Here is an 18,701-nt window from a genome sequence, read left to right as displayed (position 1 = left end):
GGGCGCGGCGCGTGCATGATGCTGGAAAAGCATGTGAGGGTTTCATGGCAGCGACGACATTTCTAGACACGCCGCAGGGGCGGCGGCTGGCCTATCACAAGAGCGAAGGGGCAGGGCCTACGGTCGTTTTTCTGGGTGGTCTCAAGTCGGACATGGAGGGCACCAAGGCGGTGCATCTTGAGGACTGGACGCGGGCGCGTGGGCAGGCTTATCTGCGGTTCGACTATTCCGGGCATGGGGAAAGTTCCGGCCGGTTCGAGGAGGGCTGCATCGGGGATTGGCACGAGGATACGGTTGCGGCGGTTTCCGCGCTGACCGAGGGGCCGCTGATCGTGGTGGGTTCGTCTATGGGCGGCTGGCAGGCATTGCTGCTTGCGCGGGCCATGCCCGAGCGGATCGCGGGGATGGTCACCATCGCTGCGGCGCCGGATTTCACCGAGGACGGCTATTGGTCCTCGTTCAGCGACGAACAGAAACAGGCGCTGGAGACGGTCGGGCATGTTGAACTGCCCTCGGACTACATGGAGCCCTACATCATCACCAAGCGGATGATCGAGGATGGGCGGACGCGGCTGGTGTTGCGGTCGCCCTTGAACCTGCCGTTTCCGGTGCGGTTCCTGCAAGGCACGGCGGATACGGCGGTTTCCACCGAGACGGCGGTACGGCTGCTCGACCATGCCAGCGGTCCGGACATGCGGCTGTTGTTGGTCAAGGATGCCGACCACCGGTTCTCGGACGGGCCGTGTCTGGGGCTGATCGAAGATGCGGTTCGCGACGTGATGGGGGGCAACTGATGCGGCGGCTGGGGCGGTTTCTCGGGCGGGCCTTGCTGGCGTTGGTGGTGGTCGGCGGGCTGATCTACTGGTTCGGCCCGCGCGAAGAGGTGGATCTGCACCCGCGGTTCGATCCGCGCAAGTTCGGCGAGGGGGTTCAGGTCTATTTCGAAAGCATCGAGTCCGCCTATGATGATATCGTGCCGGGTGTCGAAAAGCGGGTGATCTGGCAGGACGGATTCAAGGAACGGCGCACGCCTTATTCGGTACTTTATGTGCACGGGTTCTCGGCCTCGTCCGAGGAAATCCGCCCGGTGCCCGACAGGATCGCCGACGCGCTGGGGGCCAATCTGGTCTATACGCGCCTGCAGGGGCACGGGCGCGACGGGCTGGCAATGGCCGAAGGGACGGCCTCGGGCTGGATGCGGGACATGGCCGAAGGCCTGGCCGCCGCCCGCGCCGTGGGCGACAAGGTTATCGTGATCTCGACCTCGACCGGGGGAACCCTGGCGGCAGCCGCGGCGCTGGATCCTGAACTGAGCAAGGATGTGGTCGGGATGGTGTTCATCTCGCCCAATTTCGGGGTGCAGGCGGCCGGATCCTGGATCCCGTCGCTGCCTTGGGCGCGCAGCTGGCTGCCGTTGCTGATGGGGGAAACCCGCGACGTGTCGGGCCCTGATCCGGAAAAGAACCTGTACTGGTCGTCCTCTTATCCGTGGGAGGCGGTGGTTCCGATGTCAGTGCTGGTCGATACCGTCTACGCACTGGATTCTTCGGGCGCACTGGTGCCGGCTCTGTTCTGGTTCTCGGATGACGATCAGGTGGTTCGGCCCGACCTGACGCACAAAGTTGCAGAAGACTGGGGGGCACCTGCGACCGTTCAGACCGTAACCATGGGGCCGGGTGACGACCCGCAATCGCACGTCATTGCCGGACGGCTGATGTCGCCGGGGCAGACCGATGCGACGGTGGCAGGTATTCTGCAATGGCTGAACGGTTTGGGGGCAGAGTGATGGAGCAACGCGTCAGCTTGATCACGATCGGGGCCGAAGATCCCGAAGCCGCAGCCCGCTTTTACGAGGCGCTGGGCTGGCGTCGCACCGACAGCCCGGACGGGGTGATCGTTTTTGACCTGATCGGCCAGACGCTGGGTCTGTATTCATTGACCGCGCTGGTCGAAGAAATCGGGGTTGGCGTTGAAACCCTGGGTCGCGGCGCGATGACGCTCGGCCACAATTGCCGGTCCAAGGAGGGTGTCGCCGAACTGTTGCAAGCTGCCGAGGCAGCGGGGGCCGAAATCCTGAAACCAGCCTCGGACGTGTTCTGGGGCGGGCACCATGGGTACTTTCGGGCACCGGATGGCACGATCTGGGAAGTTGCTTTCAACCCGTACTCGGCCCTCGCGTCGGATGGGGCCTTTCGCTGGAACGGGTATTGAATATGCGCAGACCGGGCAGCATGTGGAGCCTCGAGACCCTGGGCCGCGTGCGCCTGTCGCGCCATTTCTTCATGCGCGATTTCCTGTATTCCGAGATCGGGAACTTTCACGAAAAACAGAACCTGCCGGACAACCCGGATCTGGCCATCGAAACCGGCCGTGCATTCTGCGAAACCCTTCTGGATCCGTTGGAGGAAACATTCGGGCGTGTTGCCGTCCGGTCTGGATACCGGTCACCCTCGCTGAACCGGTTTGGAAACGAGAACAAGTTGAACTGCGCCCGCAACGATCATCCACTTGAATGCCACATCTGGGACCGCGGCACAGGCGAGGCGCGAATTGCCGGAGCCTCGATCGTTATCCCATGGTTTGCCGACCGTTACGCACAAGGCAGGGACTGGCGCGATCTGGCCTGGTGGATGCACGATCATCTGGATTATTCCGAGATCTGGTTCTTTCCCAAACTCTGCGCCTTCAACCTGGTGTGGCGGCCCACCCCGCTGCGCCGGATCGACAGCTACATTGCGCCGCGTGGCAGTCTGCTCAGGGCCGGTGCCGATCCGGATGAGACTCTGAACGAACGCCGTCGGCGCTATGCGGACTTTCCTGAATTTCGCGCAATCCGCTATCCCTAAAGTTTTTCTTGCCCGTCTGCGTCGAAACTCTCATCCTGATCAACAAAACGGCCGAGCCGATCGGCCAGTACAAGGAGGGCCTGCGTGATCGAGCCGCTGGTCTTGTTGCCAGGATTGATGTGCGATGCACGGCTGTTTCAGCCGCAGACAACCCGGCTGTCTCAGACCCGGCCGGTGATGGTCGCGCCGATCGGAGGCGGTGATCGGATCGAAGAGATTGCCTCGGCGCTTTTGGACCAGTTGCCGCGCCGCTTTGCGTTGGCTGGTCTGAGCATGGGGGGCATTGTTGCGTTGGAACTGGTGCGCCGGGCCCCGGAACGCGTGACCCGCCTTTGCCTCATGGCGACGGATGCGCAGGCCGATACCCCCCAGATCGCCGCTGACCGCGAAGAGTTGATCGTTGCGGCGCAGGCTGGCCGTCTTGAGGATGTCATGCGCAAGGTTCTGGGCTCGGACACGCTGGCCCCCGGGCCGCAGCGGATCCCGATATTGAACGACATGCTGGAAATGGCGCTGGAGCTAGGGCCGGAACTGTTCGTGCGCCAAATGCGCGCTCTGCAGCGCCGTCCGGATCAGCAGGGCACCTTGCGGCGAATAAAGATGCCGACCTTGGTTCTGTGCGGGGCACACGACACTTTAACGCCGGTCAGAAAACACAGTTTCATGGCCGAGTTGATCCCCGGTGCAGCCTTGCATGTGGTGGATATGGCGGGGCATCTACCAACGCTTGAAGCGCCGAGTGAAACCACCGACGCGCTGTCCGACTGGTTGAACATACCCGTGCGGGCTTTCTAGTCGTACAGCGCCTTGCGTTCTTCAAGGCTGATGACATGCGGAGCCACAAACGGATTGCCGGTTGCGACGTCGAAGAACGGAGTCTGCTTCCAACGACCGGAAAGGCGCGCCGAAATGACTCTGCGGATCATGCCGAGAACAGCAGGAGCCACATTCTCGTGCTTCCATTTGCCATTCGCCTGCGGGACATGGGCGCGGGTCTTCACAGGCCCCAGAGGGGATGGATCGGAAAACCTGGCGACATCAAATCCGGCAAAGGGGAACTTCATGCTGCTGGTGGTGGTCGCCACAGGCGCGTTGCAGCATTTGGCGTACCATCGAAACAGACCTTTGGGTCCCAGCCGCATTACGGCCAGGTTCTCGGCGCCTTTGGTGATGCGGATATATTCGGGCGACATCTGAAAAATGTCTACCGACCCCGGTGCGGGGTCAGGTTGACCAAAATACAGCTGTCCGGCGCGGCAATCTGGGCAGAAACAGACAACATGGGTGCCGCTGGACACCCCCTTGGCCGTGATCTCGCCGCCAAGCTGGCCGCAGTTGCAGGCGAACGGAAGGGCAGGCGCCGGGTCTGCGGACATCAAGCAACCTTGTTGCTGTTGGCCGCGCGGCGGCGCGGTTTGCGGCTGTTTTCGTTCATGAAATCTATGACCAGCGGGCGGATATTGTCACGCCAACTGCGTCCGGCGAAGATACCGTAGTGGCCCGCGCCGGGTTCGACATGGCTGGCCTTCTTGCTGTCGGGCAGGCCGGTGCACAAGTCCAGCGCTGCGATACACTGGCCGGGGGCCGAGATGTCGTCATTGGCGCCTTCGACCGTCTTGACCGCCACATCCGTGATTTTGCCAATGTCGACTTTGTGGCCAGCCACGATGAACTCATTCCGGGCGATCTCACGGTTCTTGAACACCCGCTCGACCGTCGAGAGGTAGAACTCTGCCGTCATGTCCATCACGGCCAGATATTCATCGTAGAAACGGTTGTGGGCGTCATGATCCGACGCCTCACCCCGCATGACGCGCTGGATCTGGTCGGAGAACGCCTTGCCATGGCGCTCGGCATTCATCGACATGAAGGATGCCAATTGAAGAAGCCCGGGATAAACCATGCGTCCCACGCCCTTGTATTTGAAGCCCACCCGCTGGATCATCGTTTCCTCAAGCTGGCCCATGGTCACCCGGCGGCCGAAATCGGTGACTTCGGTCGGGGTTGCGTCAGGGTCAACCGGGCCACCGATCAGCGTCAGCGTGCTGGGCTGCGCCTTGGGGTCGGTTTCGGCAAGGTACGCCGTCGCCGCAAGGGTCAGGGGCGCGGGCTGGCAGACAGCGACGACATGCGTGTCCGGCCCCAGCTCCTTCATGAAATCGACAAGGTACAGGGTGTAGTCCTCGACATCGAACTTGCCTTCGGACACGGGGATGTCGCGCGCGTTATGCCAATCGGTCACATAGACTTCGCAATTGACCAGCAGGCTCTTGACGGTCGAGCGCAGCAGGGTGGCGTAGTGTCCGGACATCGGCGCAACCAACAGCACCTTGCGCGGTTGCTCTTTGCGGCCATTCACGCGAAAGTGGACCAGATCGCCAAACGGGCGTTCAAGCACGGAGGTGACATCCACCAGATGATCTTTGCCGTCTTCGCAGGTAAACGTTCGGATACCCCAATCGGGTTTCACGACCATGCGTTGAAACGTGCGTTCGGTTACTTCGCCCCACGCGGCCATCCAGTTGAATGCCGGATTGGGGATCATGGAAAACTGGGGGTAGGACGCCATCGCGCTTGCGGTTGCACCAAGCCATTGGTTGGTGTTGCGCATGGTTTCCATCAGGTCGTAGGTCATCATGTAACGCACGGGAATGGCCTCCTAAATGTCAGCCTGAGAGTTCGGACCATTCGTCGCTTTGCCCCCCGGTGCCCACGACGATATTCTGCACAGCAGCGAGGTTAGGGGGGATTTGTTAAAATGACAACAAGTGAAGGCCACATGCCCGACTTAAGCGACGAACACGTTGAACGCCTTAAGGAAAACATGTTGAAAGTCGAAGATCTGTCCAAGCGGCTGATCGAGGTGATGGCGTCGAAAAAAGCTCATACTCCCGCGCTGGACGGCCCGAATCAGGAACTTTTTGCAAGAGCAGCAACTGCTTATTGGGCCGAGGCCCTGCAGAACCCGGCCAAGTTGTTGGAACAACAGCTGGAATACTGGGGCAAGTCCGTCCTGAATTTTGCTGCGGCGCAGCAGGCCCTGCTGGCGGGTGAAGGCGAAGCGGACGAGGCTCCGAGCAAGGATAAACGCTTCTCGAACCCGCTGTGGGATACGAACCCCTATTTCCGTCTTGTCCGACAGCAATACCTGACCAATGCCGAAGCCATCGCGAACGCGGTGGAGTCGGTCGAGGACTTGGACGCCAAGGACAAGCGGCGGCTGAAATACTTCTCGCAGCAGATTGTCGACATGATGTCGCCGACGAATTTCCTGCCGACCAACCCCGACGCTCTGCAGAAGGCGATAGAAACCGATGGCCAGTCGCTGATCCAGGGGCTGGAGAATCTTGTTGCCGATCTCGAAGCCAATGATGGCGAGCTGATCGTCAAGCTGGCGGATGAAAACGCGTTCAAGGTGGGCGGCAACCTGGCCACAACACCCGGAGAAGTCGTCTATCGAAATCGGATGATGGAACTGATCCAGTACAGTCCGGCGACTGAGACGGTTTATGAAACCCCCGTCGTTCTGTTCCCGCCCTGGATCAACAAGTTCTACATCCTGGATCTGAAGGCACAGAACAGCCTGATCAAGTGGATCACCGATCAGGGCTATACCTTGTTCGTCGTCAGCTGGGTCAATCCGGATGCCAGCTATGCCGAAACGGGAATGGAAGACTACGTTCAGGACGGATTCCTGACGGCGGTAGAAGAGGCCAAGAAGATCTGCAAGGTCAAACAAGTCAATGCGGTCGGGTACTGCATTGCCGGAACGACCTTAAGCCTCACTCTGTCGCTTTTGAAACAGCGCGGTGACAAGTCGATTAAATCCGCCACGTTCTTCACGGCGCTGACCGATTTTTCGGATCAGGGCGAGTTTACCCCCTTCCTGCAGAATGATTTCATCGACGGGATCGAGGAAGAGGTGAACAAGGAAGGTGTGCTGCGGTCATGGATCATGGCGCGCACGATGTCGTTCCTTCGGTCTCGCGACCTGGTCTATGGACCGGCGATCCGCAGCTACATGCTGGGCGAGACGCCACCCGCCTTTGATCTGTTGTACTGGAACGGGGACGGCGCGAACCTGCCCGCGAAAATGGCTGTGCAGTATTTACGTGGCTTGTGTCAGCGCAACGAGTTCGCCTCGGACGGGTTCGAATTGATGGGCCACAAGGTGCATGTTCGCGACGTGGATGTGCCGTTGATGGCGATCACTTGCGAGACGGACCATATCGCCGCTTGGAAAGACTGCTATCGCGGCGTGCAGAAAATGGGAGCGCACAGCAAAACCTTCATCGTTTCGGAATCGGGACATATTGCAGGCATCGTCAATCCGCCCAGCAAAAAGAAATACGGTCACTATACCAACCCCGATCTCAAGGCGGATGCCGATACCTGGATGAAAGAGGCAAGCTTCCACGAAGGCTCGTGGTGGCCCCGCTGGGAGGCTTGGTTGAAGAAGCGGTCTGGTAAGCAGGTTCCGGCACGCGAACCGGGTGATTCGAGCCACCCACCGTTGGCTCCGGCGCCAGGAACCTATGTAGTCGCCAAACCAAAGTCTTGATTTCACATTGAAACTAAAAAATTCTGCGGCGCAGCAAAAAAAACTTGAAATGCTGCGCCGCAGCAATCATATTGTCCTCAAGCTGATGAAACCCGGGGTGGGCCCGGACCGGCTGAAAGGATTAGGACAATGGCAAAGACCCAAGACTTTACCGCGATCATGAAAGACATGATGGGCGCGTTCCCGGTGGACACCTCCGCCGTTGAAAATGCATTCAAATCGACCGCTTCGCTGAACGAAAAGCTGTCGGGCGTTGCTCTGGAAGCTGCCGAGAAATCGGCTGAAATCTCGAACAAGTGGACCAAGGAAACTCTGGCCAAGCTGAGCGAGATGTCGAAAGCCAAAGCAGAGCCGGCCGACTACGCCAAAGCAGCAACCGATTTCGCCAGCGCTTCGGCTGAAGTTGCTGCCGAGAACCTGGCTGCTTTCGCTGAAATCGCCAAGAAAGTTCAGTCGGAAACCGTCGAGCTGCTGATGGCTGCTGGCAAAGAAGCTGCGGAAGAAACCACCGCGGCCGTCAAGAAAGCCACCACCGAAGTGACCGCTGCTGCCAAGAAAGCAACGGCTGCCAAGTAAGCAAGATCCGCGAAACGCACCCATCCCTCCCAAATTGGTGCAATCGCTAAGGGCAGGTCCATTGACCTGCCCTTTCTTTTTGTTCTGCAGTCGCATAACCTCTGCTGCAACGCATCATCCTTGGGGAGGGTAAACGGTGTCGGACAAAGATAAACCTCTGCTGATCAAGCGGTATGCCAGCCGTCGGCTGTATAACACCGAGACCAGCGACTACGTCACGCTCGAGGACATCGCTGGGTTCATCCGCGACGGGCGCGAGGTTCAGATTATCGACCTGAAAACCGGCGACGACCTGACACGACAGTATCTGCTTCAAATCATTGCCGAACATGAAAGCCGGGGTGAAAACGTTCTGCCTGTGAACGTTCTGAATGACCTTGTGCGCAGCTACATGGTGCCGGGCGGGGGCATGATGCCGCAATTCCTGCAATCCAGCTTTGAGATGCTGCGCGAAAGCCAGGCCAAGATGATGGAAAACATGAGTGCGATGAACCCCATGAGCAGCATGCCCGGGTTCGAAGCAATGCAGGCGCAGCAGCAGGCGTTCCTGAAGGCCATGACTGGCGGGCTGTCGGGTAATTGGTCCGGGCCGGACAAGGACGAAGAAGGCAAGTCCGAGTCGAATGAAGACTTGGACGACATCAAGAAACAACTGGCTGAATTGCAGCAGAAGCTTTCCAAGCTCAGCTGATATCATACAGGCCCGGACAACCCGGGCCTTTTCTTTCTTACGCTGGGGTCAGGTGCCGAAGGCCACTTCGGGCGCGGTAACCTCGCCGACCGAAGCCAGGATGATGTCGGCGATTACATCCAGTTCCGCGCGGGTCAGGCGCACCGGCAGGCGCACGTCGCAGGCTTTCATCAGCATTTCGCGCGTTCGAGGCAGATCGACCTGCTCTGGCAGAAACTGCCAGTTCCAGAAGGCGCGTGCGTTGTCCTCGCTCAGACCAAACACCTGCACCTTGACGCCACGGCCCTCGGCGGCAGCGGCAAATGCCTTGATCTGGTCTTGGTCCAGATCGACCAGGTTGAACTGGATCGAATCCGGCGCGCGTCGCTCTGGTGTCAACGGGTTGGGTACGTGGATATGCGGTGAACTGTTCAGGCGCTGCGCGACATAGTCGTGGTTGGCCAGCCCGTCCCGCACCCGCCGCGCCAATTCGGGCAGTTGGGGGCGGATCACCGCGGCACTGAGGTTGCTCATGCGCAGATTGTAGAGCGGCAGCTTGTTCTGCCATCGGGCAAAGGCCTGCTCCAGATCGGGCGTATTCTGGCCGTGCGGTCCTTTGTGCTTCTTCCAATTGTGCTCATAAGCGCCCGACATGATCACGGCGCGGGCGACCAGGTCGGCGTCGTCGGTGACAAGGATGCCTCCTTCGCCCGCGTTGATCATCTTGTAGGACTGGAACGAGAAACAGCCCACCTTGCCGATGGTGCCGATGTTGCGGCCATGCCAAGTGGTGCCCAGCGAATGAGCCGCGTCCTCGATCACCGGGATGTCGCGCGCGTCGCACAGCGCCATGATCGCGTCCATGTCCGAGGTATGGCCGCGCATGTGGCTGATGATCACCGCTTGAGCGTCGTCGAGCTTGTCCGCGAAATCGTCGATGTCGATGCGGTAATTGTCGCCCACCTCGCACAGGACCGGAACGCAGTCGGCATGAACCACCGACGAGGGCACCGCCGCAAAGGTAAAGCCCGGGATCAGCACCCGCGCGTCCCGCGGCAGCCCCAGCGCCTTGAGCGACAAGAACAACGCCGCCGAACAGGACGACACCGCCAGCGCGTATTTGCTGCCCAGCAACTCGGCGAATTCGGCCTCAAGCAAAGCAACCGGCGCGTCCTGCGGCGCGGTATAGCGGAACAGGTCCCCGGATTGCATCAGGGCTTCGATCGCGTCTCTGGCAGCGGCGGGGATGGGTTCGGCGTCGTGGACGTTGGGTGGCAGCGTCATATTTGATAATCCCAAATTCTATGTTTGGAAAAGATAAAATGAAAGCCCGCGTAAACCAAGCCTTCATTCGCCTGCTGGGCGAAATTTCACCGAACCGTCACAAGTGGTGGGTCAAAGGCCCAGCCGATCACGCAGGGCATACCAAGTCATCGCCAGCACCAGCAGAGGGCTGCGCAGGGCCGAGCCCCCGGGAAAAGGCAGAGCGGGCACGCGGGCCATCGTGTCGAACCCTTCGGACTGGCCCTGGATGGCCAGCGCCATCAACTGACCGGCATGGGTTGCGGTGCCGACCCCATGACCGGAATAGCCCGAGGCCGACAGGATGTTGGGCGCCAGACGCGTCAGGTAGGGCATCCGCCGCATGGTTATGGCCAGCGTGCCGCCCCAGGCATAGTCGATCCGAACGTCGCGCAGATGCGGAAATATCTCGGTCATCGGTTTGCGGACCTTGGCGGCGATGTCGGATGGAAAGCGATAGCCATAGCTCTCGCCACCGCCGAACAGCAGTCGCCCATCGGCGCTGAGGCGGAAATAGTTCACCACGAATTTCGTGTCGGCAACGGCCACGTCCTGCGTCAGAACCTTTGCGGCCTCGGCGCCCAGCGGCTCGGTCGCGGCGATGAAATTGTTGATCGGCATGACCCGCGCCGCGACCTTGCGGTTCAGGTTGCCCAGATAGCCATTGCCGGCCAGAACCAGATGGTCGGCCGTGACCGAACCCTGCTCGGTGCGAACGGTGACGCGCGGGCCTTCCTCGATGCCCAGAACCTCGGTGTTTTCGTGCAGCGTCAGGCCGGCGGCCAAGGCGGCCTCGGCCAGGCCAAGCGCATAGTTCAACGGGTGCAGATGGGCCGCGCCCATGTCCAGATATCCGCCTGCATAGGCCGGCGAGGGGCAAAGCGCGCGTCCGGCTTCGGCATCCAACAGCTCGAGCTGGTCATAGCCGTAGGCGGTTTTCAGGTGCTTGGCGTGGTCGTGCAATTCGCCCCGTTCGCCGTCGCTTACGCCCAGCGTGGCGATGCCCGGTTTCAGGTCGCAATCGATGCCGTGGCGTCCGATCAGGGATTTGGTCAGCGTCTTTGCGTCTTCGGCCAGATCCCACAGCTTGGCCGCGTCTTCGCGTCCGACCAGCTTTTCCAGGTCTTCCTGATCCATGCGCTGGGCGCTGCCCAATTGCCCGCCATTGCGCCCCGAGGCACCGAACCCCACGCGGTGCGCCTCAAGCAGGACCACGCTGAACCCGGCCTTGGCCAGATGCAGCGCGGTCGAAAGACCCGTATACCCTCCACCCACGACGCACACGTCGGCGGTGACATCGCCGCGCAAAGGCTCGGTCGGGGTTCGCGGGTGCGCGGTGGCGGCATACCAGCTGGGCGGGTAGGTGCCGCGTTTGTCATTGCTGTACAGCAGGTTCATGGCGCACATGGCTCAGACGTTCAGCAGCAGGTGTTCACGCTCCCACGGCGAAATCACCTGTAGGAATTCCTCGTATTCGGCGCGTTTCACGATGCTGTAGACGCGGGCGAACTCGGGGCCCAGAACCTGATGCAAGGCTTCGGCCTGGTCGAACAGATCCAGCGCGTTGCCCATGACCTGCGGGATGTCGCCGTCACCTTCGTAAGCGTCGCCATAGAACTGACGGCGCGGCCGGTCCTGATTGACCAGGCCAAGATAGCCGCAGGCCAGCGACACGGCGATGCCCAGATAAGGGTTGCAATCCATCCCTGCGATGCGGTTTTCCACCCGGCGGCTGTCGGGACCCGACAGCGGCACACGTATCCCCGTGGTACGGTTGTCGCGCGCCCATTCCAGGTTGATCGGGGCGGCATGGTCCTTGACGTAGCGCCGGTACGAGTTGACGTAGGGCGCCATCACCGCCAGCCCGGCGGGCAGGTGCAGCTGCAGACCGGCGATGAAGTTGTAGAACGCATCGGTCTCGCCGCCCTGAGGCCCCGAGAACAGGTTCTTGCCCGTCTCCATGTCGATGATCGAGTGATGGATGTGCATGGCCGATCCCGGCTCATCCTCGATCGGTTTGGCCATGAAGGTGGCAAAACAGTTATGGCGCAGCGCAGCCTCGCGGATCAGGCGTTTGAAATAGAACACCTCGTCGGCCAGCTTGACCGGATCGCCATGGCGCAGGTTGATCTCAAGCTGACCGGCGCCGCCCTCCTGGGTGATGCCGTCGATCTCGAACCCTTGCGCCTCGGCGAAATCATAGATGTCGTCGATCACGGGGCCGAATTCATCCACGGCGGTCATGGAATAGGCCTGCCGCGCGGCAGCCGGACGGCCCGAGCGGCCCATCATCGGCTCGATCCCCTTGGCCGGGTCCACGTTGCGGGCGACCAGAAAGAACTCCATCTCGGGCGCGACAACCGGTTTCCACCCTTTGTCCTTGTACAGCTGGACCACGCGTTTGAGCACGTTGCGCGGGCTGAACGGAATCGGATCGCCGTCCCTGTCGTAGGCGTCATGGATCACCTGAAGGGTCCAGTCACCGGTCCACGGTGCCGCCGAGGCCGTGCTGAAATCGGGCTTGAGGATCATGTCGCGTTCGATGAACCCATCCTCACCCGCGGCCTCACCCCAGTCACCAGTGATGGTTTGGTAGAAAATGCTGTCGGGTAGATGGAAATAGGCCTGCTTGGCGAATTTCGATGCCGGAACCGCCTTGCCGCGGGCAATCCCCGGCAGGTCCGAGATGATGCACTCGACCTCGTCCAGTCGGTGCCCTTCGATGTAATCCCGTGCTGCTTGTGGAAGTTGGTCTGTCCAGTCGGCCATCAGGCCCTCTCTTTCTTCAGGAACTCTGCCATGAAACGCCCGATATTGGCGTTGTCATCCGGAGCGTTCCATCGGGTTTTTGCGTCGTCCATCAGGGCGTCGGGCACCACGCCTTTACCACGTGTCTCCATGAGGCCCTGAATGAAATCGTTGGAGTATTCGGGGTGTGCCTGCACCGTCCAGATCGTGTCCCCGTAGGCAACCATCGCGTTCTTGCAGAACGCGTTGCTACCCAATAGCTGGGCGCCGTCGGGCAGGGCCGTCACCTGATCCTGGTGCCACGCGTTCAACGAAACCTTGCGCCCGTCATAGTCATACTCCGTGCGTCCGATCGCCCAACCCTTGCCGAACTTTTCAACCTTGCCGCCCAACGCCTGAGCGATGATCTGATGGCCGAAACAGACCCCGATCAACGGTTTCCGTGCCGCTTGGATCTCGCGGATCAATTGCTCGAGCTTGGGGATCCACGGATGATCTTCGTAGGCGCCATGACGCGAGCCGGTGATCACCCATCCATCGCAGTCGCTTGCGCTGTCGGGGAACACATCATCCACCACCGCATAAGTCACGAACTCGAAATCGTTGCCGTCCAGAAGCTGTTGAAACATCAGGTCGTAGTCGCCGAACGATCGTTCCAGCGGTTCGGGCGCGTGGCCGGTCTGCAGTATGCCGATTTTCATGAGTCACCAAATTTGATCAAATTCAATCTACCCGAGTCTCGATCCACGGGCAAGAGGATCATACGGACTCCAGGTAGCTCAACCAGTGACTGTCGGGGTCCATGTCGGCAAAGCGTGCGGATTCCTGCCTTTTCGTCATCACCATGTTGCGGATCAGATCCCCGGAGAAGATGCGCGCGATGATCGGGTCCGTCTCGAATGCCGAAATGGCCGAATCCCAGTCCCCTGCCAATTGCGGAAGCCCTTCGATCTCGTAGGCATTTCCCGTGATCGGGGGCGGGGGTTGAAGGCCGTCCTCGATGCCGATCAGAGCCGCGCCCAGAACCGCGGCCAGCATCAGATAGGGGTTGATGTCGCCGCCGGCCACGCGGTGCTCGATCCGGCGGGCGGCGGGCGCACCGCCCGGAATGCGGATCGCGGCGGTCCGGTTCTCATAGGCCCAAGCCGCGCCTGTGGGGGCATGGGCTCCGGGCACGAGCCGCGTGTACGAATTGCCATGCGGAGCAAAGATCAGCGTGCTGCCTGGCATGGCGGCCAGACAGCCGGCGACGGCAGAGCGCAGGATTTCGGTCCCTTCACGCCCGCCATTGTCAAAGACGTTGCGACCCTGGTCATCCAGCACCGAGAAGTGAACATGCATTCCGTTCCCCGCATCATCGGCATAGGGTTTGGCCATGAAGGTCGCGGTAAAACCGTGCTTGCGGGCCAGCCCACGGGTCAATGCCTTGAAAAGCCACGTATCATCGGCGCAGCGCATGGCGTCCTGATGGTTCAGATTGATCTCGAACTGGCCGATGCCGCTTTCGGAAATCGCCGTCTGAGCCGGAATCCCCATTTCGGCGCACCCGTCATAGAGCTCGGTGAAGAAGGCGTCGAAGGCGTCCATTTCGGCCATCGACAACACCGCCTCGCCGCGCAGCCGACGACCGGTAACCGGGTTATGCGGGGGTTTTGGTTGCGCGTCCGAAGAGTCAAGCAGGGTGAATTCTAGTTCGGTCGCGGCAACAACCTTCCATCCGCGCTGGGCATAGCGCGACAGGACCGCGGCCAGCGCATGGCGGGGATCGCCGGCAAAGGGTGTGCCGTGATCGTCGTACAGGCACATGGGCACCAGCGCCGTGGGTGTGGTCAGCCAGGGCATCGGCACGGGGCCGCGCTCGGTCGGGCGCAGCACGCCATCGGCGTCGCCGGTTTCGAACACCAGCGGGCTGCCCTCGATATCGGCGCCCCACAGATCGACGTTCAGCGCCGAAAACGGCATGCGCACCGCGCCGCTGTCCAGCTTGTCGGCGTAAGACGGGGGCACGCGTTTGCCGCGCATCTGGCCGTTCAGGTCACAGGCGGCGACGCGAAATGTATGCAGGGCGGCAAGGTCCATCTGGGGCTCCGTAGCTGTGCTGCGGCAAACCTAGTCGAGCTTTCTGCCCTTGTCACGATTTTTGATCAAATTATTCGGGTGACAATCTCGGGCGCGGCAGGAATAAACGAAACATCAGGATATGTACCCATTCCAGCACATGCATTGCACGGTTTTTTGCAACTTCAATCGGCCGGCTCGGATCAACACTCGGTTGCGTATTTGTGGGAATCGCGAGGGCTGGGTTACGCTTTGATCCGCAGTAAGGAAAGTTTTCACAAGAAAGGAATGTTCGGATGTCGGAAAGAGATGTTTACGTCGAAAAAGCCAAGGCCATGCTGGACCAGTGGAACGCCGAAATCGACAAGACCAAGGCCAAAATCGACGAAGCCGCGGCGGACAGTAAAACCCAGTACCAAAAGCAGTTGGAAGAGATGCGGGCGCAGCGGGACAAGGCCGAAGCCGAATTGAAGGAAATGCGCAAGGCCAGTGACGCGGCCTGGGCCGATATGAAAGCCGGATTCGACAAGGCATGGGACAACATGTCCGAGGCTTTTGACTCCGCGATGGCGCGCTTTAAGTGAAACGACAGTTGAAGGGCTTGGCGCCTTAGCGCGCCAAGTTCAGGCGGAACCGCATCTTGGCCTTGCGCGCCACCGGCAGATGCCGGTTCAGCCGCTTGTTGATCAGGCCGAACACGCCCACGATCACCAGTGTCAGCAGGATGAAATAGAACGCCAGGATCGGGTAGGGGACGAATGGGTTGAACGTCTTGTCGGCGAAATAGCTGGCATAGTACAGCGCGTCCCCGCGTTGCTGCCAGGCCGGAAAGGCCGAGAAGAAGACCAGCGTGGTGGCATGGAACAGGAAAATTGCCTCGTTCGTGTAGGCGGGCCAGGCCAGCCGCAGCATGGTGGGCCACACGATCCGGCGGAAGCGCGACCAGCCGGACATGCCATAGGCATCGGCGGCCTCGATATCTCCCTTGGGGATCGACCGCAGCGCGCCATAGAAGATCTCGCCCGAATAGGCGGCGGTGTTCAGGAACAACACGATCAGCGCCCCCAGCCAAGCCGAGGTGAAGGCGTCGAACATCGGGTAGGTCTTCTTGAGCGACAGGAACAGGAAGTAGGCAAAGAAGAACTGGATGAACAGTGGTGAGCCGCGGAAGATGAAGATGAACCACTCGGACGGTTTGCGCAGCCACTTGCGGCTGGACGCCTTGCCCAGGGCCACGGCCGTGGCCAGGAAGAACCCGGTGGCCAGCGCCATCACGCCGAAATAGATGTTCCATATCATCCCCGAGCCGATCAGGGTGAACTGTTCGCACAGAGTGAAATCGCTGCGCGGCAGCAGGCGCTCGCCAAACCCGATCGAACGCAGGCCGTAATCCTGGATGGTCTGCAGGCAGCTCATGCGGTGGTCTCCTTGCGCAGCAGCTCTCCGCCAGATGTGGCCTGGCCATGCGACAGGCGGCGCATCAGCCGTTCGAGGCCGATCTCGGAAACGCGGGTCATGCCAAGGTAGAAAACCAGCAGGAACAGGAAGTACCACATGCGCCAGTCGCCATGCGGATAGGCGGTGAATTTCGAGGTCTTGGTGCCGCCCAGCTCGCGCGCCCAATAGACGATGTCTTCGACCCCCAGCAGGAACAGCAGGGGCGTGGCCTTGATCAGCACCATCCACAGGTTCGACAGGCCGGGCAGGGCATAGACCCACATCTGCGGCACGAGAATGCGCCAGAAGGTCTGGCGGCGCGTCATTCCATAGGCCTCGGCGGTTTCAAGTTGCGCCAGCGGCACGGCGCGCATACCGCCGAACAGCACGTTGGCGGCGAAGGCACCAAACACGATCGAGAAGGTGATGACGGCCAGGAAAAAGCCGTAGGTTTCGTGCACCCATTCCGGTGCGGTGCCCAGCGGCAGCTTGGCCTGGGGGCAGACGAGGAAATCGTTGCCCTGGCGGATCGGATCGGTCCAGTCGGGACACAGCACCTGATGTCGCATCCACTCAAACCCCTGGTCCAGGGCGATCACGAAGAACAGGAAAAACGCAATGTCGGGTACACCGCGCACGATGGCGATATAGCCTTTGCCCAGCCAGCCCAGCGGCGGGAAATGCGACCGCGCCGCCATTGCCCCCGCAAAGCCGAAAGCCAACGCCACCGGGGCCGTCACCGCCAGCAAGGCCAGAACCTTGATGAACGACAGGTAGAACGACCAGTGCACGCCGTTGGTCAGATAGCATGAAAACCAGCGGAACGTGCCGAGCGTGTCAGGATCAGCGCAGTAGGAAAACATGGGGCGTCTTTCGAACGTCGGGTCCGGCGCGGGCCGGGGTGGGTTCGGCGCGTGTGGCGCCGAACCGCAGGACCGGATGCTTAGTTGGTGACGACCGAGCCGTCAGGTGCGTAGGTGGCGGTGTCTTCACCAAACCACTTTTTCAGCATCTCGTTCAGGGTGCCGTCCTCTTTCATCGAGGTGATGGCGGCATCGAACTTGCCGCGCAGTTCGGCATCGCTTTCGCGCAGGCCCATGCCAACGCCACCGCCCAGCGGAACCGGATCGCCTACAAAGACCAGTTCGCCATTCGATTCCTCGACCAGCGGCACCAGGTAGTCGCGGTCGGCCAGAACGGCATCAGCCTCACCGTTGCGCACGGCGGCGATGGTTTCTTCGGGCGTTGCGAATTCAACCAGAGTTGCGCCCGACTCGGCCACGTGGCCGGCTTGGATGGTGGCGGTCTGTGCGGCGACCACGCCGCCGGTCACGTCAGCATCCGCCGAGGTTGCGACATAGGCCGACGCGGTAGGCGGATAGTAGTCCTGGGTGAAGTCGATGACCTCATCACGCTCGGCCGTGATCGACATGCCCGCGATGATGGTGTCGTAGTTGCCCGAGACCAGGTTCGGAATGATCGAATCCCAGTCGTTCTTGACCCATTCGCATTCCAGCTGGGCGCGTTTGCACAACTCGTCGCCGACCTCACGCTCGAAGCCGTCGATCTCGCCGGCGTCGTTGATGAAGTTGTACGGAGGATAGGCGCCCTCGGTGCCCATGCGGACCGTGTCGGCCATGGCCATACCAGCGCCAAGCGCCAGCGCTGCAGTGGTCAGAATCAGGTTTTTCATTGGTAACTCCCCTGTTTGGTTCTGTCCTGATTTTACGCCGCCTTTGTGGCGGAGAGAAAGCCCCGAAGCCTTTCGGATTCGGCAGCAGTGAAAATATCTTCGGGCGAGCCTTCTTCTTCAATCAGGCCCTGGTGCAGAAACACCACGTGGCTTGAGATGTCGGCGGCCATCTGCATGTCGTGCGTGACGATGATCATGGTGCGGCCTTCGGCGGCCAGATCCTTGATCACCTTGATCACTTCCTGTTCCAGCTCGGGATCCAGCGCCGAGGTCGGCTCGTCGAACAGCAGCGCCTCGGGCTCCATGCACAGGCCTCGCGCGATCGCGGCGCGCTGTTGCTGGCCGCCCGACAGTTGCGCGGGATAGGCGTCGCATTTGTCGCCGATGCCAACTTTGTCCAGGTATTTGCGGGCGCTGTCCTCGACCTCGTGCCGGTCACGGCCCAACACGGTGATCGGGGCTTCCATCACGTTCTGCAGGATGGTCATGTGAGCCCAAAGGTTGAACTGCTGGAACACCATCGACAGGTTGGTACGGATGCGCAGCACCTGCTTGGGATCGGCGGGCCGGCGGTGATCGCGGGTTCCCGTCCAGCGCACCGGCTCACCTTTGAACAGGATCTCGCCCTCCTGGCTGTCTTCCAGCAGGTTGCAACAGCGCAGGAGGGTGGATTTGCCCGACCCGGATGATCCGATCAGCGACACCACGTCGCCGCGATGGGCGGTGATGTCCACTCCTTTGAGGACTTCGAGATTGCCAAAGCTTTTGTGCAGGTTCTTGATCTCGATGACGGGAGTGCTGTCTGTCACG

General features: G+C 60.8%; 20 protein-coding genes. 9 read left to right on the top strand and 11 right to left on the bottom strand.

Annotated elements, in window-relative coordinates; translation table 11 throughout:
• The first annotated feature begins 44 nt into the window (after positions 1-44).
• The 5 genes from ACR0MM_RS05430 to ACR0MM_RS05410 all read left to right on the top strand — a co-directional run bounded on the left by ACR0MM_RS05430 (position 45) and on the right by ACR0MM_RS05410 (position 3,641).
• A complete protein-coding gene (locus ACR0MM_RS05430) occupies positions 45-794 on the top strand; it encodes an alpha/beta fold hydrolase (RefSeq protein ID WP_170446685.1) in 750 nt (249 codons plus the stop codon).
• Positions 794-1,786 (top strand): alpha/beta hydrolase, encoded by a 993-nt coding sequence (locus ACR0MM_RS05425; protein ID WP_480694850.1) that lies wholly within the window; start codon positions 794-796, stop codon positions 1,784-1,786. The genes ACR0MM_RS05430 and ACR0MM_RS05425 overlap by 1 nt, the downstream gene beginning before the upstream one ends.
• Positions 1,786-2,211: a VOC family protein gene (locus ACR0MM_RS05420; protein WP_480695338.1), complete on the top strand. Its 426-nt coding sequence runs from the start codon at positions 1,786-1,788 to the stop codon at positions 2,209-2,211. Before ACR0MM_RS05425 ends, ACR0MM_RS05420 begins: the two co-directional genes overlap by 1 nt.
• Positions 2,212-2,231: 20 nt before the next feature.
• Positions 2,232-2,846 (top strand): hypothetical protein, encoded by a 615-nt coding sequence (locus tag ACR0MM_RS05415; protein WP_480695336.1) that lies wholly within the window; start codon positions 2,232-2,234, stop codon positions 2,844-2,846.
• 84 nt (positions 2,847-2,930) lie between these two features.
• Positions 2,931-3,641 (top strand): alpha/beta fold hydrolase, encoded by a 711-nt coding sequence (locus ACR0MM_RS05410; RefSeq protein WP_480694848.1) that lies wholly within the window; start codon positions 2,931-2,933, stop codon positions 3,639-3,641.
• Here the strand turns inward: ACR0MM_RS05410 and ACR0MM_RS05405 are convergent.
• A complete protein-coding gene (locus ACR0MM_RS05405) occupies positions 3,638-4,222 on the bottom strand; it encodes a DUF6151 family protein (RefSeq protein ID WP_480694846.1) in 585 nt (194 codons plus the stop codon). The genes ACR0MM_RS05410 and ACR0MM_RS05405 overlap by 4 nt on opposite strands.
• Complete coding sequence (gene phaZ, locus ACR0MM_RS05400) at positions 4,222-5,493, bottom strand: polyhydroxyalkanoate depolymerase (RefSeq protein ID WP_170337826.1); 1,272 nt, start codon at positions 5,491-5,493, stop codon at positions 4,222-4,224. The genes ACR0MM_RS05405 and phaZ overlap by 1 nt, the downstream gene beginning before the upstream one ends.
• Positions 5,494-5,604: 111 nt before the next feature.
• On the opposite strand from phaZ, the gene ACR0MM_RS05395 reads away from it, so the two are divergent.
• The 3 genes from ACR0MM_RS05395 (at position 5,605) to phaR (ending at position 8,674) form a co-directional block, all read left to right on the top strand.
• The gene (locus ACR0MM_RS05395) at positions 5,605-7,407 is read left to right on the top strand and encodes a PHA/PHB synthase family protein (RefSeq protein WP_480694844.1); all 1,803 of its coding nucleotides are present in this window, start codon (positions 5,605-5,607) and stop codon (positions 7,405-7,407) included.
• A 129-nt stretch (positions 7,408-7,536) separates the two neighbouring features.
• On the top strand, positions 7,537-7,983 hold the full coding sequence (locus ACR0MM_RS05390; protein WP_480694842.1) for a phasin, PhaP: 447 nt from the start codon (positions 7,537-7,539) through the stop codon (positions 7,981-7,983).
• A gap of 136 nt (positions 7,984-8,119) precedes the next feature.
• Positions 8,120-8,674: a polyhydroxyalkanoate synthesis repressor PhaR gene (gene phaR, locus ACR0MM_RS05385; RefSeq protein ID WP_480694840.1), complete on the top strand. Its 555-nt coding sequence runs from the start codon at positions 8,120-8,122 to the stop codon at positions 8,672-8,674.
• A 48-nt stretch (positions 8,675-8,722) separates the two neighbouring features.
• On the opposite strand, the gene ACR0MM_RS05380 is transcribed toward phaR, so the two are convergent.
• The 5 genes from ACR0MM_RS05380 to ACR0MM_RS05360 all read right to left on the bottom strand — a co-directional run bounded on the left by ACR0MM_RS05380 (position 8,723) and on the right by ACR0MM_RS05360 (position 14,782).
• Entirely contained in the window at positions 8,723-9,937 is a 1,215-nt protein-coding gene (locus tag ACR0MM_RS05380; RefSeq protein WP_480694838.1) for a DegT/DnrJ/EryC1/StrS family aminotransferase, read from the bottom strand.
• 111 nt (positions 9,938-10,048) lie between these two features.
• Complete coding sequence (locus ACR0MM_RS05375) at positions 10,049-11,353, bottom strand: NAD(P)/FAD-dependent oxidoreductase (protein ID WP_480694836.1); 1,305 nt, start codon at positions 11,351-11,353, stop codon at positions 10,049-10,051.
• A 12-nt stretch (positions 11,354-11,365) separates the two neighbouring features.
• Positions 11,366-12,724 carry a glutamine synthetase family protein gene (locus tag ACR0MM_RS05370; RefSeq protein WP_480694834.1) on the bottom strand — a complete coding sequence of 453 codons (1,359 nt, stop codon included), beginning with the start codon at positions 12,722-12,724 and terminating at the stop codon, positions 11,366-11,368.
• Positions 12,724-13,404, bottom strand: coding sequence for a type 1 glutamine amidotransferase (locus ACR0MM_RS05365; protein ID WP_170370747.1), 681 nt, complete (start codon positions 13,402-13,404; stop codon positions 12,724-12,726). The genes ACR0MM_RS05370 and ACR0MM_RS05365 overlap by 1 nt, the downstream gene beginning before the upstream one ends.
• Before the next feature lie 58 nt (positions 13,405-13,462).
• Positions 13,463-14,782 (bottom strand): glutamine synthetase family protein, encoded by a 1,320-nt coding sequence (locus ACR0MM_RS05360; RefSeq protein WP_170372208.1) that lies wholly within the window; start codon positions 14,780-14,782, stop codon positions 13,463-13,465.
• Positions 14,783-15,057: 275 nt separating this feature from the next.
• Here ACR0MM_RS05360 and ACR0MM_RS05355 point away from each other — a divergent pair, with 275 nt between their 5' ends.
• Positions 15,058-15,345, top strand: coding sequence for a sll1863 family stress response protein (locus tag ACR0MM_RS05355; RefSeq protein WP_170372210.1), 288 nt, complete (start codon positions 15,058-15,060; stop codon positions 15,343-15,345).
• 25 nt (positions 15,346-15,370) lie between these two features.
• Here ACR0MM_RS05355 and ACR0MM_RS05350 read toward each other — a convergent pair whose 3' ends face one another.
• The 4 genes from ACR0MM_RS05350 to ACR0MM_RS05335 form a co-directional block, all read right to left on the bottom strand.
• Positions 15,371-16,177, bottom strand: coding sequence for an ABC transporter permease (locus ACR0MM_RS05350; protein WP_170358529.1), 807 nt, complete (start codon positions 16,175-16,177; stop codon positions 15,371-15,373).
• Complete coding sequence (locus tag ACR0MM_RS05345; RefSeq protein ID WP_170338304.1) at positions 16,174-17,061, bottom strand: ABC transporter permease; 888 nt, start codon at positions 17,059-17,061, stop codon at positions 16,174-16,176. The genes ACR0MM_RS05350 and ACR0MM_RS05345 overlap by 4 nt, the downstream gene beginning before the upstream one ends.
• 80 nt (positions 17,062-17,141) lie before the next feature.
• Positions 17,142-17,891, bottom strand: coding sequence for a transporter substrate-binding domain-containing protein (locus ACR0MM_RS05340; RefSeq protein WP_093962541.1), 750 nt, complete (start codon positions 17,889-17,891; stop codon positions 17,142-17,144).
• Between the two features lie 32 nt (positions 17,892-17,923).
• The gene (locus ACR0MM_RS05335; RefSeq protein WP_093962540.1) at positions 17,924-18,700 is read right to left on the bottom strand and encodes an ABC transporter ATP-binding protein; all 777 of its coding nucleotides are present in this window, start codon (positions 18,698-18,700) and stop codon (positions 17,924-17,926) included.
• Position 18,701 lies beyond the last annotated feature (1 nt).

This window comes from Ruegeria sp. BC6, from assembly GCF_056539185.1.
Note: the sequence above shows the minus strand (reverse complement) of the source record. Positions and strands in the feature narration are given on the sequence as shown.

Excerpts from the sequence above, each read along its gene's own strand:
- ACR0MM_RS05345 (WP_170338304.1), bottom strand. The coding sequence starts at position 17,061 with ATGTTTTCCTACTGCGCTGATCCTGACACGCTCGGCACGTTCCGCTGG.
- ACR0MM_RS05340 (WP_093962541.1), bottom strand. The coding sequence starts at position 17,891 with ATGAAAAACCTGATTCTGACCACTGCAGCGCTGGCGCTTGGCGCTGGT.
- ACR0MM_RS05350 (WP_170358529.1), bottom strand. The coding sequence starts at position 16,177 with ATGAGCTGCCTGCAGACCATCCAGGATTACGGCCTGCGTTCGATCGGG.
- ACR0MM_RS05390 (WP_480694842.1), top strand. The coding sequence starts at position 7,537 with ATGGCAAAGACCCAAGACTTTACCGCGATCATGAAAGACATGATGGGC.
- ACR0MM_RS05365 (WP_170370747.1), bottom strand. The coding sequence starts at position 13,404 with ATGAAAATCGGCATACTGCAGACCGGCCACGCGCCCGAACCGCTGGAA.
- ACR0MM_RS05360 (WP_170372208.1), bottom strand. The coding sequence starts at position 14,782 with ATGGACCTTGCCGCCCTGCATACATTTCGCGTCGCCGCCTGTGACCTG.
- ACR0MM_RS05355 (WP_170372210.1), top strand. The coding sequence starts at position 15,058 with ATGTCGGAAAGAGATGTTTACGTCGAAAAAGCCAAGGCCATGCTGGAC.
- ACR0MM_RS05420 (WP_480695338.1), top strand. The coding sequence starts at position 1,786 with ATGGAGCAACGCGTCAGCTTGATCACGATCGGGGCCGAAGATCCCGAA.
- ACR0MM_RS05380 (WP_480694838.1), bottom strand. The coding sequence starts at position 9,937 with ATGACGCTGCCACCCAACGTCCACGACGCCGAACCCATCCCCGCCGCT.
- ACR0MM_RS05370 (WP_480694834.1), bottom strand. The coding sequence starts at position 12,724 with ATGGCCGACTGGACAGACCAACTTCCACAAGCAGCACGGGATTACATC.
- ACR0MM_RS05375 (WP_480694836.1), bottom strand. The coding sequence starts at position 11,353 with ATGAACCTGCTGTACAGCAATGACAAACGCGGCACCTACCCGCCCAGC.
- ACR0MM_RS05425 (WP_480694850.1), top strand. The coding sequence starts at position 794 with ATGCGGCGGCTGGGGCGGTTTCTCGGGCGGGCCTTGCTGGCGTTGGTG.
- ACR0MM_RS05395 (WP_480694844.1), top strand. The coding sequence starts at position 5,605 with ATGACAACAAGTGAAGGCCACATGCCCGACTTAAGCGACGAACACGTT.
- ACR0MM_RS05430 (WP_170446685.1), top strand. The coding sequence starts at position 45 with ATGGCAGCGACGACATTTCTAGACACGCCGCAGGGGCGGCGGCTGGCC.
- ACR0MM_RS05415 (WP_480695336.1), top strand. The coding sequence starts at position 2,232 with ATGTGGAGCCTCGAGACCCTGGGCCGCGTGCGCCTGTCGCGCCATTTC.
- ACR0MM_RS05405 (WP_480694846.1), bottom strand. The coding sequence starts at position 4,222 with ATGTCCGCAGACCCGGCGCCTGCCCTTCCGTTCGCCTGCAACTGCGGC.